Below are 15,796 nucleotides of genomic sequence, written 5' to 3'. Positions count from 1 at the left end.
TCGGTTCAAGTCGCGTCGGTGGCGCGGGCCAGCGGGTGATGCTCCAGCACCAGCGTGCGCAGCCGTTCATCCAGTACATGGGTGTAGATCTCGGTGGTCGACACGTCCGCGTGGCCCAGCAGCGTCTGGATCGAGCGCAGATCGGCGCCGCCCGCCAGCAGATGGGTCGCAAAGGCGTGGCGCAGCGTGTGCGGCGTGACCTTGTCCGGATTGATCCCGCCCGCCAGGGCGATTTCCTTGATCAGCCCGTAGAACCGGTGCCGCGTCAGATGTCCAAGCTTGCCGCGCGAGGGGAACAGGTAGCGGCTGGCGGGCGCCCCCTTGGCCCGTGCGGCCGTCTCGGCCGCGTCGCGTTCGACCAGCCAGAGGGCCAGCGCCGCGCGGGCCGGGCGCGACAGCGGCACCATGCGTTCCCGTCCACCCTTGCCCTGCACCAGCAGCATCCTGGGATCACCCCGCGCACAGGATACCGGCAGCGACACCAGTTCGCTGACCCTCATGCCCGTCGCATAGAGCAGTTGCACGAGGCAGGCGTTGCGCGTCGCCTCGCGCGGGCTGGCCTCGGCCGCATCAAGCAGCCGGTCCACCTCGTCATGGGTCAGCGTCCTGGGCAGGCGCCGGGGCTTGCCCGGCCCCTTGATCTGCAGCGCCGGGTTGTCGCCGCGCCAGCCCTCGTCATAGGCAAATCTGAACAGTTGCCTGATCGCCGAGAGCCGCCGGGCGCGGGTCGCGACCGCCAGGCCCTCGGCATCACATTCCACCAGATAGGCGGTTATGTCACGCTCGCCCAGCGTGGCGAAGGACAGGCCGCTCCGCTCCAGCCAGTCGGCAAAGGCCTTCAGATCGCGCGCATAGGCCAGCTGGGTATTGGCCGCGGCGTCCTGCTCGGCCGCCTGCGCTTCGAGAAAGGTGGCGATCCAGCGCCCCGCGTCCCGGTTCATCCGCGCCGCTCCAGCAACATCAGTTGCAGCGCGCTTTGCCGGGCGACGGATTCAAGCCCGACCCGGCGCATCAGCGCCAGCGCCCGCGTCACGTCGCCGATGTCGCCGCGCGCCCCGTTGGTGATCAGGTCGATCGCCGACAGGATCGCCTCGCCCAACCGCCCCTCGGCCAGCAGCCGCGCCTGTGCCGGGCCGGGATCGGCCCCGGCAAACCCCTCGACCAGCGCCGCGCCCAACGGGTCCGGCGCGCTCAGGCCCGCCACCTCGCCCGTGGCCAGCCCGATCAGGAAGCGTTCCTCGGCGGACGCAGGCGCGCGCGCGCGCGCCGCGGCCTCATAATCCTCGGACAACAATCCGACGCGGAACGCGATCTCTCCGGCCTCGCCGGTCAGCCCGAGACGCGCCAGCCGGGCGCCGTAGAGCCGCGCAAAGGGGACCTCCAGCTCGGCCGCCACCATGGCGTTCCACGCGGGTTCCAGCGCCTTTTCCACGCCATCGCGCTTGCCCGCGATCATCGCCACGTCAAAGGCCTGCAACGCCGCCACCCGGTCCCACAGGCCGCCCGAGGCGGCGGGTTTGCGCGCGGTCCAGACGCCAAGCAGCTGGTTCGGCGGCAGCGCACCGGTGCGCCCCAGCCGCTCGGCCGCCTCGATGCGTGCCTTCCACCCCGCGGTCGAGCGCAGGTCGGACCGCGCGAAGGCCAGCGGCAGGGTGGTCGTGGGCAACGGCTCGCCCACCGCCTCGCGCATCCGGAAGATCAGCGGCGAGGGGCGCGTGGGCGCGGGCAGGGGCTCGCCGGTCTCGGCAAGCTCGGGGTCTAGGAAACGGGCGAGCAGGGCATCCTCCTCGTCGGTCACGAAGCCAAGCGCGCGGGCGGTTTCCAGCGTCAGCGCGGCGGCGTTCCAGTCGCCGCCGCGCGCCAGGCAGAACACCCGCGCGGGAAAGGTCGGCGCAATGTCCGGCGTGGCGCGCATCGCCGCGCAGGCGCGGTCCTCCTGTCCGGTCAACAGCGAGATGTCGAACCAGCGCCGGAACAGTTCCGGGTTGGTCGGGCCCGCCCGTTCGACCAGCGCCTGGGCCTGGTCCAGCGCGCCGAGATCAAGCAGCTTGTCGATCCGGGCCAGCAACAGCGCGCCTTCCTCGCCCGCGCGCGCCGCGGCGGGCGGGTCAAGCTCGGCCATCAGCAGCGTGAACAGCAGCGCCTGCACGGCGGGCAGCGTGTCCACCCGCTCGGCGCGGATCGCCCGGGCGATCTCGGTGGGGCGTCCGCTGCCCCACAGGTCGCCCGGCAGTCCGGTGACCTGTGCCGGCAAAAGGCCCACGGCGTCGGCATTGGGGCCGGCCAGCGGCTGAACCTCGATCGGCTCGGTGCCGGGACCGGGGCTGAGGGCGGGCGGCACGGCGCGCGTGGCCGGGCCGGTCACCGATTCCGACAGCCAGTCGATCGCCGACAAGGGCGGTTCGGCGCGCGCCGGGGCCGCCGCTGCCGCCAGCGCCACCAGTGCAGCGGCAAGGGAAGCGCGCGCATCAGTCCACATCGAGGGTCAGGCTTTCGCGCATTTCGGACTGCTCGGGGGTAAGATCGCCCAGATAGGCGAAACCAACGAGCCCGATGAACCCGACGATCACCAGAAAAATCAGTGCCTTGAGAAGCCGCACCATGCTGCCCTGCCTTCCGTTTCGCTTTGCGCGTTGCCTGCCTTGCGGCGATTATAACTGGCATTCCGGCCGAGTTCACGCCATTGAAAGGCCGAATTGCAGAACTTGGCGGGAGGTTGCCGGAGGTGACGGCACGGCTGAAGAAAACCGTCGCCCTCGTCGGGCTGATGGGGGCGGGCAAGACCGCGGTTGGCACGGTGCTGGCGCGCAAGCTTGACGTGCCGTTTCGCGATTCGGATACCGAGATCGTCAAGGCCGCCAACATGTCGATCGCCGAGATCTTCGAACGCGATGGCGAGGCATTCTTCCGCGCCCGCGAGTCCGAGGTGATTGCGCGCCTGCTGGACGAAAGCCCGGGGGTGCTGTCCACCGGCGGCGGGGCGTTCCTGTCGGCCGGCAACCGCGCCGTGATCTCGGCCAGGGGCGTGGCGGTCTGGCTGGATGCGGATCTTGACCTGTTGTGGAACCGGGTACGGCACAAGTCGACCCGCCCGCTCTTGCAGACGGCCGATGCCCACGGAACGCTTGCGCGGCTTTATGACGAGCGCAAGCCCTTGTACGCGCTGGCGGATCTGGCGGTGAAGGCCGATCCGCGCTATTCGATCGAGGATATGGCCGACAAGGTGCTGGACGCGCTCCGCACCCGGCCCGACGTGCTGGAGGTTGCGTGAACGATACCGTCGAGACCGTGCATGTGGCCCTGCCGGGGCGCGCTTATGACATCCGCATCGGGCCGGGCCTGATCGCGCGCGCGGGGGCCGAGATCGGGCCGCTGCTGGCGCGTCCGCGCGTCGCGGTCCTGACCGACGAAACCGTCGCCGCCCTGCATCTGGAGCCGTTCCGCGCGGGGCTGGCCGCCTCGGGCATCGAGGCCCCGGCGCTGGCCTTGCCGCCCGGCGAGGCGACCAAGGGCTGGGCGCAGTTCTCGCGCGCGGTGGAATGGCTGATCGAACAGAAGGTCGAGCGGCGCGACATGGTGGTGGCGCTTGGCGGCGGCGTGATCGGCGATCTGGCAGGCTTCGCGGCCGCCGTGCTGCGCCGGGGCGTGCGGTTCGTGCAGGTGCCGACCACGCTGCTGGCGCAGGTCGACAGTTCGGTCGGCGGCAAGACCGGGATCAACTCGCCCCTCGGCAAGAACCTGATCGGCGCCTTCCACCAGCCCAGCCTGGTTCTGGCCGATACGGGCGTTCTGGAAACGCTGGAAAAGCGTGATTTCCTGGCCGGTTACGGCGAGGTCATGAAGTACGGCCTGCTGGGGGATGCGGCGTTCTTCGAGTGGCTGGAACAGAACGGCCCGGCGCTGGCCAAGGGCGATCTGGCCGCGCGCATCCAGGCGGTGCGGCGATCCTGCGAGATGAAGGCGCGGATCGTCGAGCGGGACGAGACCGAACAGGGCGACCGCGCGCTGCTGAACCTTGGCCACACCTTCTGCCACGCGCTTGAGGCGGCAACCGGCTATTCCGGCCGCCTGCTGCATGGCGAGGGCGTGGCGATCGGCTGCGCGCTGGCGTTCGAGCTGTCGGCCCGGATGGGGCTGTGTTCGCAGGAAGATCCCTCCCGCGTGCGGGCGCATCTGGCCCAGATGGGGATGAAGAAGGATCTGGCCGACATACCCGGCGCGTTGCCCGATGCCGACGCACTGATCGGCCTGATGGCGCAGGACAAGAAGGTGCAGGACGGCCGGTTGCGATTCATCCTGGCCCGCGGGATCGGGCAGGCCTTCGTCACCTCGGGTGTCGATGCGGGGCTCTTGCGCGCGATGCTGGCCGAGGCGCTGGCCGCGCGCTGATCTCAGCCGCCCAGCAGCGGGCGGCGCGCGGGCAATTCGGCCATCACCCGGCGGCGGTCTTCGGGGCTCATCCGGGTCCAGGCGGCGATCTCGTCGATCGAGCGCAGGCACCCGACGCAAAGCCGGCTGTCGCGGTCGACGGTGCACACCCTTGTGCAGGGCGTTTCGATGGCGCCCGGGACGCGGGCGGGGCGGTTCTCGCTCATGGCGCGTCCTTCATGTGGCGGAGGCGGTCAAGGAACCCCTGAAGGATATACCCCGCCGCGACATGGTCAATGACCTCGGCGCGGCGCTTGCGCGAGGTGTCGGCCTCCAGCAGCGCGCGTTCGGCGGCGACGGTGGACAGGCGTTCATCCCAGAACCCGATGGGCAGCTCCGTCAGCCGCATCAGGTTGCGGGCAAAGGCGCGGGTCGACTGACAGCGCGCCCCCTCGGTACCGTCCATGTTGCGCGGCAGGCCGATCAGCAGGCCAGCGGCCGACCGGCCCGCCGCGATCTCCAGCACACGCGCCGCGTCCAGCGTAAATTTCTTCCGCCGGATGGTTTCCAGCGGGGTCGCGACCGACCGCAACCCGTCCGACACCGCCACGCCGATGGTCTTTTCCCCGAAATCCAGCCCCACCAGCGCGCCGCTCGCGGGCAGGGCGGCTGCAAAGGCTTCGGGCGTGTCGAGGACGCTCACTCGGTGACGCCTGCTGCGACGGCTGCGGCCCGGACGGTTTCCAGCGCCTCGGGACTGGGGGCAAAGACCTGCTGCGCCTCGGTCCAGATCGCACCGGCCTGGGTCCTGTCGCCGAGGATACCCAGGGCGCGGATTAACTGCGCCCATTCCTCGGGGCTGCCACCCTGCCGCGCCAGCCGGTCCGAAAGGTTCGCCACCATGTTGCGGATCATCTCCTGGCGCTGTTCGGGCGACATCTCGGCGGCGGCCTCCATGTCCTCGGCGCTGGGTCCGCGCAGTGCCTCGCCCTCGGGCAGCGGCGGCGGCGTATAGTCGTCCTCGCCCGCATACCAGGCTAGGTCGCGGATTTCCTTGTTCACCTGCTCAAGCCAGGGATCGCCCGCCTTCGACACCGACAGAAGCTCGCGCCAGACGCGGAAGGCGATGTCGGGGCGGCCGGTCTGGATATGCATGAGCCCCCAGTAATACAGCGCCGTGCCGTTGCGCGGATCGCGGTTCAGCGCGTCTTCCAGCACGTCTTCGGCCTCGGGCGAGACATAGCCGGCGGCGGCCAGCACCATCATGTCGGCCTTGGTGGCATAATCCTCGGCGGTGGCGCGGCCCTGCTTGAGTTCGATCGCGCGGGACTGGGCGGCATAGGCGGCCTGGAAATTGCCCAGCGCCGCCTCGTTGCGCGCCAGCAGCAGATAGCCGCGCAGGTCGTCGTTGCGCTCGGCCACCACTTCGCGCAGCCGATCGACCAGTTTCAGGTGTTCCGGGTCGGGGGCGGGCATCGGGATCGGCGGCGCTTCGGCCTCGGCCTGGGCCTGGCGCATGCGGGTCTCGCGGAATTCGGCCGCCTCGTCGACGCGGGCCTTGAACGGCTGGTCGGGATAGCCTGGCGACCCGGTCGTGCGATAGACGCCCCAGGTGCCGCCCAGCAGCACCGCCAGCAGCGCCGCGCCCGCGACAAGGCTTGCCCCCCGGGGGGCCTGGGCGCCGCCGTGCTGGTCCTTGAGCGCGCGGTCGGCGTCCAGCACCCGGCGCGATACCTCGGTGCGGATGCGCCCGGCCTCGTCGGCGGTGATGACGCCGCGGGCAAGGTCCTTTTCCACCTCGCGCAGCTGGTCGCGGTAGACCCGCAGGTCATAGGCGGCGGGCGGTTCGTCGCCCGACCGCCCGCGCATCAGCGTCAGCGTCAGCATCGCCGCGATCACCGCGGCCAGCCCGATGGCGACGAACGTGAACAGCATGAGGTTCCACCCCTTTCCGTGCCTTCCCCGCCGATCTATTACGCATGCGCCGGAATCGAAAGGCCAAAGCGCGGCGCCCGGATCGGCGTGTCCGGCCACCTGACGCGGTTCGCTGACGGCCTGCCGGGGCGTGTGCCGCGACCGGCGCAACCGGTGCGGCACACGCCCCGGAACGCCTGCCAGGCATGGGCGGAAACCGGCCGCGACCAGCCCTGCACCCGCCGCGCCCGACGGCCAAGTGGCGGCGCTGTGTCTTGGGCGGGCGGGCATGGCCCGGGCCGCTGCGACGGGAAATCTCACCACGATGTGATCGGCGCAGGGACCGCGGCCCGCCGCGATCCCTGGGCTGCGCTGTCGCAGGCGGCCATCTTGCGCGTTTGGTCGCCTTGACGCGCGGGCGGGCGCTTCGCATAACGGGCGCCAAACCTATTTCGGAGACCCGCCCATGGCTGACGACAACTACGACGTCCTTGTTCCCGAATCCGCCGCGAAGTGGTTCGGCATCCTCGCCGGCCTGCTGGTGCCGCTGTTCTTCGGCGTGGTCGGCGCCCAGCTTTACGGCAGCAGTGGCGGCGAAAGCTCCGTCCAGGTCTATCCGCTGCCCGAGGAATAAGCGGCACACGGGCGCGCCCTCGTCCGGGTCCCGGACCGAGGGGGCGCGGTGCTGGTCCATGCCAGGCGATCCCGTGCCGCCGGTCCCCTGTCGGACCGCATGCGGAAATGATTTCGTTTCGGCGACGCCAATCAAGTCTTTGGCAACTCCCTTCCTGGGCGCTGACGCGTGCGCCGAGCTTTCGCCCGGTGCAGCCCCCCGGTCTGCCGCGCGTGATTTCCGCGACGGGGGTTGACCTTGCCCCCGATGCGCAGCCATCTAGGGCAAAGTGACGCAGCTCATTAACCGAAAAGGGGGCCCCCATGGCTTTCGAACTTCCCGATCTTCCCTATGCCCATGACGCGCTAGAGGGTCACGGCATGTCGAAGGAGACGATGGAGTATCACCACGACCTGCACCACAAGGCCTATGTCGACAACGGCAACAAGCTGATCGCGGGCACCGAGTGGGAAGGCAAGGCGCTGGAAGAGATCGTCAAGGGCACCTACCAGAAGGGCGCCGTGGCCCAGAACGGCATCTTCAACAACGCCTCGCAGCACTGGAATCACTGCCAGTTCTGGGAAATGATGTCGCCCAGGAAGGTGGCCATGCCCTCCGAACTCGAGGCGCGGGTGGTTGATGCCTTCGGTTCGGTCGACAAGTTCAAGGAAGAGTTCGGCGCCGCGGGCGCGGGGCAATTCGGGTCGGGCTGGTGCTGGCTGGTGGTCGATACCGACGGCACGCTGAAGGTGACCAAGACCGAGAACGGGGTGAACCCGCTCTGCTTCAACCAGACCGCGCTGCTGGGCTGCGACGTGTGGGAACATTCCTACTACATCGACTTCCGCAACAAGCGCCCGGCCTACCTGACGAACTTCCTCGACAACCTGGTGAACTGGGAGAACGTGGCCGAGCGGCTGTCGAACGCCTGAGCCGCGCGTCACGTGCAGATCGGCGGCCGTCCCCTCCCCGGGGGGCGGCCGCCGCCGTTCAGGGGGTGCCGCGCCGAGGTTCCGCCGCGGCCCCTCCTGCGCTATGCTGTCCGGAAAACAAGATCGGGCAGCCATGAACCATCGTCTTTCGCTTTTCCGTCTGGTGGCGGCCATCCTGGTGTGCCTCGCCGTAGTGCCGCGGGCCTCGGCCCAGGACCTGAGCGCGCTTGCCCGGCCCGACATGGCGGCCTCGGCGGTCCGCGAGGCCGGGGCGGGGATCTCGCTCGCGCTTGATCTGTCGCTGCCCGTGCCCTTCCGGGTCTACACGCTGGACGGCCCGCCCCGGCTGGTGGCCGATTTCCGCGAGGTCGACTGGGGGGGCGCCGATCCCGCGGGTCTGATCGCGACGGAAAGGGTGCGGGCGGCGCGGGCCGGGACGGTGCGGCCCGGATGGTCGCGGCTGGTACTGGATCTGACCGGGCCGTTCGCCATCGAGGCCGCCGTGATGGCGCGCGATCCGGATACGGGGCGGGCGCGTCTGACGGTGCGGCTTGCCCCCGCCGATCCGGACGCGTTCGCCGCCCGAAGCCGCGTGCCCGAGGCCGCGCTCTGGGGTCTGCCGCGGGCCGAGACGCTGCCGCCGCCGCAACGCCGCCAGGACGGCACGCGGCCGCTGCGGATCGTGGTCGACCCCGGCCATGGCGGGATCGACCCGGGCGCCGAGCGTGACGGCCTGCGCGAATCCGAACTCATGCTGACCTTTGCGCGCGAACTGGCCGAGGCGCTGATCCGGCTGGGCCACGAGCCCGTGCTGACCCGGGACGGCGACCATTTCGTGGCACTCGAAACCCGGATCGACATCGCGCGGGCGGCGCGGGCGGATGTGTTCCTGTCGCTGCACGCCGACGCGCTGGCCGACGGGCATGCGACCGGGGCAACGGTCTACACCCTGTCCGAAACCGCGTCCGACGAGGCCTCGGCGCTGCTGGCCGAACGCCACGACCGCGACGCGCTGCTTGCCGGTGTCGACCTGACCGACCAGGACGACGAGATCGCGACCGTCCTGATGGAGCTTGCCCGGACCGAGACCGCGCCGCGGTCGGACCGGCTGGCCGATGCCCTTGTCGAGGGCCTGCGCGCCAGCGTCGGGCGGCTGCACAAGCGGCCGCGGCTTTCGGCCGGGTTTTCGGTGCTGAAATCGCCCGACATCCCCTCGGTGCTGGTCGAACTGGGCTTTTTGTCGTCCGAGACCGACCGCCGCAACCTTGCCTCGCCCGACTGGCGGGCGCGGGCGGTGTCGGGCATCGCTGGCGCGCTGGAGGCCTGGGCCGCCGCCGACGCCGCCCAGGCCGGCCTGTTGCGCCGCTAGCGCGTGCTCCCGAGGAGTTGACCGCCGCACCGGCGCGAAATGGCCCGAAACGGGGCGTTCGTTTTGACCCCGGGCGGTCCCCGGCGTATACAGGTCGCCACGACCAGCAAGGGGCAGGGGCGGTTTGATCCGGTTCATTCTATCTTCGCTCGGGGTGATCTACACCTTCGTCACCCTGGGGCTGTTCGGCGCCGCCATCATGGTGGGCGCCATCTTCTGGACCTATGCCCGCGATCTGCCCGACCACGAGGATCTGGCGACCTACCAGCCCAAGACGATCAGCCGGATCTATTCCGGCGAGGGCCGCCTGATCGACGAGTTCGCCGAGGAACGCCGCCTGTTCGCGCCGGCCGAGGACATCCCCGACCTGGTGAAACAGGCGTTCATCTCGGCCGAGGACAAGAATTTCTATACCCACCATGGCTTTGACGCCCGCGGCATCATCGCGGCGGGGATCGAGGCGGTGCAAACCCGGGGCGAGACGCTGCGCGGCGCCTCGACCATCACCCAGCAGGTGATGAAGAACTTCCTTCTGGGCGGCGAGCGGACCGGCGAGCGCAAGATCAAGGAACTGATCCTCGCCACCCGCATCGAGAAGACGCTGTCCAAGGACCGCATCCTTGAACTCTATCTCAACGAGATCTTTCTCGGGCAGAATTCCTATGGCGTCGCCGCGGCCGCGCAGACCTATTTCAACAAGACGCTGGTCCAGCTTGAACCGCAGGAGGCCGCCTATCTGGCCGCGCTGCCCAAGGCGCCCTCGACCTATCACCCGGTGCGCGCCTATGACCGCGCGGTGGAACGGCGCAACTACGTCCTGCGCGAAATGCGCGACAACGGCCATCTTGACCAGACCGCCTACGAGGCGGCCGTTGCCGCCCCGCTCAGGACCGTGCAGAACGGCGATTACGACCAGTTCTCGGCCAGCCTGCCACCGCGCGATTATTTCACCGACGAGATCCGCCGCCAGTTGTCGGAAAACTTCGGCGAGGGCGAGTTCTTCGGCGGCGGGTTGACGATCCGCGCCACCATCGACCCCGAACTGCAGGTCGAGGCCGCCCGCGCCCTGCGCCGCGCGCTGGAGGAGTTCGACCGCGGGCAGGGCGTCTGGCGCGGCAGCGGGGCGAAGATCGACCCCGCCGCCCTGGCAGACGAGGCCACCTGGCGCGCGGCGCTGGCCGAGGCAGAGATCGCCCGCGATATCGATCTAGAAACCCCCTGGCTGCCCGCCGTCGTGCTGAAGGTCGAGGACCAGCGCCTCGTGATCGGCATCGAGGGGGTCGAGGGTAACGCCGAGGTGCCGCGTGCCGATACCTCGTGGTTCAAGGGCGATCTGTTCGAGAATTTCGCGCCCGGCGACGTGGTGCATGTGCGCCGGATGGTGAATGATGCGGATGGCAGCTTCATCCGCTGGACACTGCGCCAGGTGCCCGAGGTGCAGGGCGGCTTTGTCGCGATGGACGTCAATACCGGCCGCGTGCTGGCGATGCAGGGCGGGTTCTCCTACCAGGATTCGGTCTTCAACCGCGCCACCCAGGCGACGCGCCAGCCCGGTTCGTCGTTCAAGCCCTTCGTCTATGCCGCAGCCCTCGACAGCGGGTTCACGCCCGCCACGATCATCATCGACGCGCCGATCGAAGTTGATACGGGCGCCGGCATCTGGCGGCCCAAGAACGCCTCGAACCGGTTCTACGGCCCGGCGCCGCTGCGCACCGGCATCGAGCGCTCGCGCAACCTGATGACCGTCCGCCTCGCGCGCGAAGTCGGCATGGAGACGGTGGCGGGCTATGCCGAACGCTTCGGCGTCTATGACCGGCTGGACCCCTATCTTGCGAACGCGCTCGGCAGCCAGGAGACGACGCTGTACCGGATGGTGGCGGCCTACGCGATGTTCGCCAATGGCGGCGAGCGGGTGGCGCCCACGCTGGTCGACCGGGTCCAGGACCGCTGGGGCAAGACGATCTACCGTCACGACACCCGCACCTGCACCGATTGCGGCGACCCGACGCTTGCGCCCGGTGTCGCGCCCACCATCGTGTCGAACCGCGAGCGGGTGATGAACGCGATCACCGCCTATCAGCTCACCTCGATGATGCGGGGCGTGGTGGAACGGGGCACCGCGGCCGGCCGGATCAACCTGGGTGTTCCCACCGCGGGCAAGACCGGCACCACCAACGACGCGCGCGACGTCTGGTTCGTCGGCTTCACCTCGAACATCGTGGCGGGCTGCTACATGGGCTATGACCGGCCCCGCAGCCTGGGTGGGCGGGCGGCGGGCGGAACGCTGTGCGCGCCGGTGTTCAACGAGTTCATGCAGAAGGCCACGGCCAAGTATGGCGGCGGCCCGTTCAAGGTGCCGCCGGGCGGCCGTTTCATCAAGATCGACCGCTACTCGGGCGGGCGGCTGCCCGACGACGCCTCTGGCGAGCATGTGGTGGCCGAGTATTTCCGCGTGGGCGAGGAACCGATCTTCGGACTTGGCGCAATGATCGACGGCGGCTTCGCCATGGGCTCGGACCTGCCGCTGTTCGGCCGCGGCGAGGGCGAGCCGGACCCGGCGGGCCCGGCTCAGGAGGTCACCACCTCGACCGGCCGCAAGGCCGTGGTGGGGCCTAAGGCGAATTTCGGCACGCTGTCCTCGGGCGGGCTTTACTGAGGGCTGGCCGCTTGCCCGTCCTCGCCGGGCGGGCTATCACCCCCAACTGACACCGTCGGACGAGACCGGGAAAGGGTACTGTTTCCATGCGTGCAGAGGCGCAGAACACCGTCGCGGAGATCCGCAAGTCGCTGAAGCTGCTGGCGCAGCGGCTGGACTGGGACACGGCCGAGCACCGGCTGGAAGAGTTCAACGCGATGACCGAGGATCCCGCGCTCTGGAACGATCCCGACCGCGCGCAGAAGCTGATGCGCGAGCGTCAGGCGCTGGCCGACGCAATCGAGACCTACAAGGGCATCTCGCGCGACCTCGAAGACAATATCGAGCTTATCGAGCTGGGCGAAATGGAGAACGACAAGGATGTCGTCAGGGACGCCGAGGCCGCGCTCAAGGCGCTGAGGGAGAAGGCCGCCCAGAAGGAACTGGAGGCGCTTCTGGATGGTGAGGCGGACGCCAACGACACCTTCCTCGAAGTCAATGCGGGCGCGGGCGGCACGGAAAGCTGCGATTGGGCGAACATGCTTGCGCGGATGTATGTCCGCTGGGCCGAGGCGCATGGCTACAAGGTCGAGCTGCAATCGGAAAGCGCGGGCGAAGAGGCGGGGATCAAGTCCGCGACCTACAAGATCTCGGGGCACAACGCCTATGGCTGGCTGAAATCGGAATCGGGCGTGCACCGGCTGGTGCGGATCTCGCCCTATGACAGCGCGGCGCGGCGGCACACCTCGTTCAGTTCGGTCTGGGTCTACCCGGTGGTGGACGACAATATCGAGATCGAGGTGAACCCCTCGGACATCCGGATCGACACCTACCGGTCCTCCGGCGCGGGCGGCCAGCACGTCAACACCACGGATTCGGCGGTCCGGATCACCCACATGCCCACCGGCATCGTGGTGACCAGTTCCGAGAAGTCCCAGCACCAGAACCGCGACATCGCCATGAAGGCGCTGAAATCGCGGCTCTACCAGATGGAACTCGACAAGCGGAACGCCGAGATCACCGCCCAGCACGAGGCCAAGGGCGAAGCGGGCTGGGGCAACCAGATCCGGTCCTACGTGCTGCAGCCCTATCAGATGGTCAAGGACCTGCGCACCGGGGTCGAGACCTCGGACACGGCCGGCGTTCTGGATGGCGACCTGGATCAGTTCATGGCAGCGACGCTCGCGCTCAAGGTCGCGGGCAAGACCCGGGCCGAGGCCCAGGCAGAGGACTGAGCGCACACCGCGCCGAAAGGTCAGGGGAGGCGGCCAGCGCCCGCTGGCTGGAAAAGATGAGGGCCCCGGCCGACCATGCGGCGCGGGGCCCTCCGCCTCCTCCCTGGCGTTTCCTTGTCAGCCCTTGGGCGACATGCCTTCGGCGGGTTTTGCGCCCGGGGCACCATCGCCCAGAACATGCGCCGACTTGGCCGCGGCGCCGGGCGCCTGGCCCGGGACGGCGCGCTTGCCCGAATTCAGCGGATCATCCTGGCGCTGCACCGATCCCTCGAAATGGGCGCCGCTCTCGATCGCGATGGTCTTGTGGATGATGTCGCCCTCGACCCGCGCGGTCGAGGTCAGCCGCACCTTCAGCCCGCGCACCCGGCCGATCACCCGGCCGTTTATCACCACGTCATCGGCCATCACCTCGCCCCGGACGGTGGCGTTCTCGCCCACGGTCAGCAGATGCGCCTGGATGTCGCCGTCGATCGTGCCCTCGACCTGGATGTCGCCCGTCGTCTTCAGGTTGCCCGTCACCACGAGGTCCGAAGACAGCATCGATGCGGGCGGCTTGGGCCTGGGCGCCCCGGGAATGGGGCTGTCGCCACCGGGACGTGGAATACCCGCCTCGGCCGTCTTGCCCTTTTCCGGTTCGCCGGCCTTCGGGCCGGGCTCGTTGATCCTGCTTTTAGAAAACATCTCTGGCTGCCTTGATGTAGGTCATCGGGTTCACGGGTTTCCCGTCGACGCGCACCTCGTAGTGCAGATGGGTGCCGGTCGACCGTCCGGAATTTCCCATATCACCGATCCGGTCCCCGCGCGAGACCCTTTGACCTTCCTCGACCCGGATCTGAGCCATGTGGCCATACCGGGTTTCCAGCCCGAACTCGTGCCGGATCGTGACCAGCCGGCCGTATCCCGAGACCCAGCCTGCCTTGGTCACGACGCCATCGGCGGTCGCGTGGATCGGCGTGCCATAGCCCGCGGCGAAATCCACGCCCTCATGCATGCGCTGGCCGCCCTTCGTGGGGTGGCTGCGAACCCCGAAGGGGCTGGTGAAGCGATAGGCCGATTTCAACGGCTGCGCGAAGGGCAGCTTCTCGGCGGCGATCCGGTAGAGGTTGATCTCGTCCAGCTTCTCGACCAGCGCGGCGGCGCGCAATTCGTCCGGCGAGGGCAGGACATCGTCGCCCTTGGTGGACATCGACAGCGGCGTAAGCGGACCGCCGACCCCGGAATAGCCCTGCCGTACCCGGTTGATCACTTGATCGGTCGACAGGCCCGCCGCCTTGAACATCTTGTCAAGCGGGGTGATCGAGACGGTCAGCGCCTCTTCCAGCGAGGTGAAGATCTGGTCGTTGCGTTCCTGTACCAGCTTCTGCTCGTAGGCCAGCGCCTCGGCGAGTTGGTAGGCGGCGGCGGCGTCCGCGGCCACCGTGTCACGCTCGACCGCGGTTTCCTCGAGCGCGCCGGTCAGGAAGGCCAGCGTGTCCTGCACGTCGGCCGCCCGCGGCCCCTCGGCCACCTGGCGGCCCTTTCCCTCGAGTTCGGCGGCAAGCGTGCGGCTGCGGGCGCGCGAGGCATCGCGCTCGGCCATGGTCTTGCGCAGGCTTTGCTGAAGCACCGACATGCCGGTTTCCAGCTCGCGGCGGCGCTCTTCCGAAGCGAGCAGCTCGGACTGCATCCGCGAGACCTCGCCCATCGCCATCTCGAACCGCTCGCGCGCCGCGCCAACCTCTTCGGCCGCCGCGTCGCGTTCGCCGGCAAGCGCGTTCAGCCGCTGATCGTAGAGCGCCTGTTCCCGCCGGGCCTCGTCGCGCAGGTTGCCCGAGCCGACATGGTTGGTCAGCAGGATTGCCGTGGACAGCATCGCCCAGGCCACCACGCCGGCGCCACTGGCCAGGCCGAGCGCCTGCGCCATGGGCGAAAGACGCAGGAACCTCGTGCTGTGGTCGGTGCGCAGGAACAGTCTCTGTTCAGGAAGATAGCGCCCAAGCGCGACGTCGATGCGGTGGGAAAGTCGCCTCGTCAATGCCTTCGCCTCATCTGCCCTTGTTCTCGGTCAGACACGCCTCACCGGGCCGTGACGCCTTCGTGACTAGCCAGCGCGTGCCGATGCCGCAAGTTTTTTGAGCCTTTATGCACAGTTCGCGGCTGGCGAGGGGTAAAATCGGGCAAGAATCCGCCGACAACCGCGCCAGAGTTGCAGATCGGCATCCATTTCACCCCAGAGTAGTTCCCGGCCGGCCGCGCCTGCGGCATCCGCCCGGCCAGGTCTGCGATCAGAGCGCCTTGACCGCCTCGAGCACGTCCTCGGCATGGCCCGGCACCTTCACCTTGCGCCAGACCCGCGCCACGTTGCCCGCCCCGTCGATCAGGAAGGTGGACCGTTCGATCCCCCAATACTTCTTCCCGTACATGGATTTCTCGGCCCAGGTGCCGTAGCGTTCGCAGACATCCCCGGCCTCGTCGGACAGCAGCGGCACGCTGAGGTCGTGCTTGCCGCGGAACTTGCCGTGCTTCTCGACGCTGTCCTTCGAGATGCCGAAGACCCTGGCCCCCGCGGCCTCGAACTCGGACATCAGACCCGAGAAGGCGATGGCTTCCTTCGTGCAGCCCGACGTGTCATCCTTCGGATAGAAATACAGAACCACGGGCGCGGGGCGCAGCGCGGAAAGCGTGACGTCGGCGCCCCCGTCCTGGGGCAGGGTGAAATCGGGCGCGGTCTGGCCGGTGTCGATCATGGGT

At 69.0% G+C, this 15,796-nt stretch carries 16 protein-coding genes; 7 read left to right on the top strand and 9 right to left on the bottom strand.

Features of this window, described 5'->3' with window-relative positions; genetic code table 11:
- Positions 1 to 5: 5 nt before the first annotated feature.
- Genes EV655_RS14995 through EV655_RS19035 form a run of 3 tightly spaced genes read right to left on the bottom strand, consistent with a single transcriptional unit; the run spans position 6 to position 2,603 of the window.
- Positions 6 to 941, bottom strand: coding sequence for a site-specific tyrosine recombinase XerD (locus tag EV655_RS14995; protein WP_132546172.1), 936 nt, complete (start codon positions 939 to 941; stop codon positions 6 to 8).
- Positions 938 to 2,479: a hypothetical protein gene (locus tag EV655_RS14990; protein WP_132546171.1), complete on the bottom strand. Its 1,542-nt coding sequence runs from the start codon at positions 2,477 to 2,479 to the stop codon at positions 938 to 940. The genes EV655_RS14995 and EV655_RS14990 overlap by 4 nt, the downstream gene beginning before the upstream one ends.
- Positions 2,469 to 2,603 (bottom strand): hypothetical protein, encoded by a 135-nt coding sequence (locus EV655_RS19035; RefSeq protein ID WP_279389345.1) that lies wholly within the window; start codon positions 2,601 to 2,603, stop codon positions 2,469 to 2,471. Before EV655_RS19035 ends, EV655_RS14990 begins: the two co-directional genes overlap by 11 nt.
- 122 nt (positions 2,604 to 2,725) lie before the next feature.
- Here EV655_RS19035 and EV655_RS14985 point away from each other — a divergent pair, with 122 nt between their 5' ends.
- Both EV655_RS14985 and aroB read left to right on the top strand, forming a co-directional pair.
- A complete protein-coding gene (locus EV655_RS14985) occupies positions 2,726 to 3,271 on the top strand; it encodes a shikimate kinase (RefSeq protein WP_132546200.1) in 546 nt (181 codons plus the stop codon).
- Positions 3,268 to 4,389, top strand: a complete 1,122-nt coding sequence (gene aroB / locus EV655_RS14980) for a 3-dehydroquinate synthase (protein ID WP_132546170.1) — start codon at positions 3,268 to 3,270, stop codon at positions 4,387 to 4,389. The genes EV655_RS14985 and aroB overlap by 4 nt, the downstream gene beginning before the upstream one ends.
- 2 nt (positions 4,390 to 4,391) lie before the next feature.
- Here the strand turns inward: aroB and EV655_RS14975 are convergent, their stop codons facing one another.
- From EV655_RS14975 to ccmI, 3 genes are read right to left on the bottom strand one after another with little or no spacing between them, the layout of a single operon-like run.
- Positions 4,392 to 4,595 carry a DUF1289 domain-containing protein gene (locus tag EV655_RS14975; protein WP_132546169.1) on the bottom strand — a complete coding sequence of 68 codons (204 nt, stop codon included), beginning with the start codon at positions 4,593 to 4,595 and terminating at the stop codon, positions 4,392 to 4,394.
- The gene (gene ruvX, locus EV655_RS14970; RefSeq protein WP_132546168.1) at positions 4,592 to 5,071 is read right to left on the bottom strand and encodes a Holliday junction resolvase RuvX; all 480 of its coding nucleotides are present in this window, start codon (positions 5,069 to 5,071) and stop codon (positions 4,592 to 4,594) included. The genes EV655_RS14975 and ruvX overlap by 4 nt, the downstream gene beginning before the upstream one ends.
- Complete coding sequence (gene ccmI / locus EV655_RS14965; protein ID WP_132546167.1) at positions 5,068 to 6,303, bottom strand: c-type cytochrome biogenesis protein CcmI; 1,236 nt, start codon at positions 6,301 to 6,303, stop codon at positions 5,068 to 5,070. Before ccmI ends, ruvX begins: the two co-directional genes overlap by 4 nt.
- 445 nt (positions 6,304 to 6,748) lie before the next feature.
- On the opposite strand from ccmI, the gene EV655_RS18740 reads away from it, so the two are divergent.
- From EV655_RS18740 to prfB, 5 genes are all read left to right on the top strand, one after another.
- On the top strand, positions 6,749 to 6,916 hold the full coding sequence (locus EV655_RS18740; RefSeq protein ID WP_165905365.1) for a hypothetical protein: 168 nt from the start codon (positions 6,749 to 6,751) through the stop codon (positions 6,914 to 6,916).
- A 302-nt stretch (positions 6,917 to 7,218) separates the two neighbouring features.
- Positions 7,219 to 7,827, top strand: coding sequence for a superoxide dismutase (locus EV655_RS14960; RefSeq protein ID WP_132546166.1), 609 nt, complete (start codon positions 7,219 to 7,221; stop codon positions 7,825 to 7,827).
- A 133-nt stretch (positions 7,828 to 7,960) separates the two neighbouring features.
- The gene (locus tag EV655_RS14955) at positions 7,961 to 9,196 is read left to right on the top strand and encodes an N-acetylmuramoyl-L-alanine amidase (protein WP_132546165.1); all 1,236 of its coding nucleotides are present in this window, start codon (positions 7,961 to 7,963) and stop codon (positions 9,194 to 9,196) included.
- 124 nt (positions 9,197 to 9,320) lie between these two features.
- Entirely contained in the window at positions 9,321 to 11,852 is a 2,532-nt protein-coding gene (locus EV655_RS14950) for a penicillin-binding protein 1A (protein ID WP_132546164.1), read from the top strand.
- 86 nt (positions 11,853 to 11,938) lie between these two features.
- Positions 11,939 to 13,066 (top strand): peptide chain release factor 2, encoded by a 1,128-nt coding sequence (gene prfB, locus EV655_RS14945; protein ID WP_132546163.1) that lies wholly within the window; start codon positions 11,939 to 11,941, stop codon positions 13,064 to 13,066.
- A gap of 117 nt (positions 13,067 to 13,183) precedes the next feature.
- Here prfB and EV655_RS14940 read toward each other — a convergent pair whose 3' ends face one another.
- The 3 genes from EV655_RS14940 to EV655_RS14930 form a co-directional block, all read right to left on the bottom strand.
- On the bottom strand, positions 13,184 to 13,747 hold the full coding sequence (locus EV655_RS14940) for a bactofilin family protein (RefSeq protein WP_132546162.1): 564 nt from the start codon (positions 13,745 to 13,747) through the stop codon (positions 13,184 to 13,186).
- Complete coding sequence (locus EV655_RS14935; protein ID WP_132546161.1) at positions 13,737 to 15,080, bottom strand: M23 family metallopeptidase; 1,344 nt, start codon at positions 15,078 to 15,080, stop codon at positions 13,737 to 13,739. The genes EV655_RS14940 and EV655_RS14935 overlap by 11 nt, the downstream gene beginning before the upstream one ends.
- A 250-nt stretch (positions 15,081 to 15,330) precedes the next feature.
- Positions 15,331 to 15,792 carry a peroxiredoxin gene (locus EV655_RS14930; RefSeq protein ID WP_132546199.1) on the bottom strand — a complete coding sequence of 154 codons (462 nt, stop codon included), beginning with the start codon at positions 15,790 to 15,792 and terminating at the stop codon, positions 15,331 to 15,333.
- Between the last annotated feature and the right edge of the window lie 4 nt (positions 15,793 to 15,796).

The organism is Rhodovulum euryhalinum (assembly GCF_004342445.1).
In the GTDB taxonomy this organism is placed as follows: domain Bacteria; phylum Pseudomonadota; class Alphaproteobacteria; order Rhodobacterales; family Rhodobacteraceae; genus Rhodovulum; species Rhodovulum euryhalinum.
The sequence above is the reverse complement of the archived record's forward strand: the minus strand, read 5'-3'. Positions and strand labels throughout refer to the sequence as shown.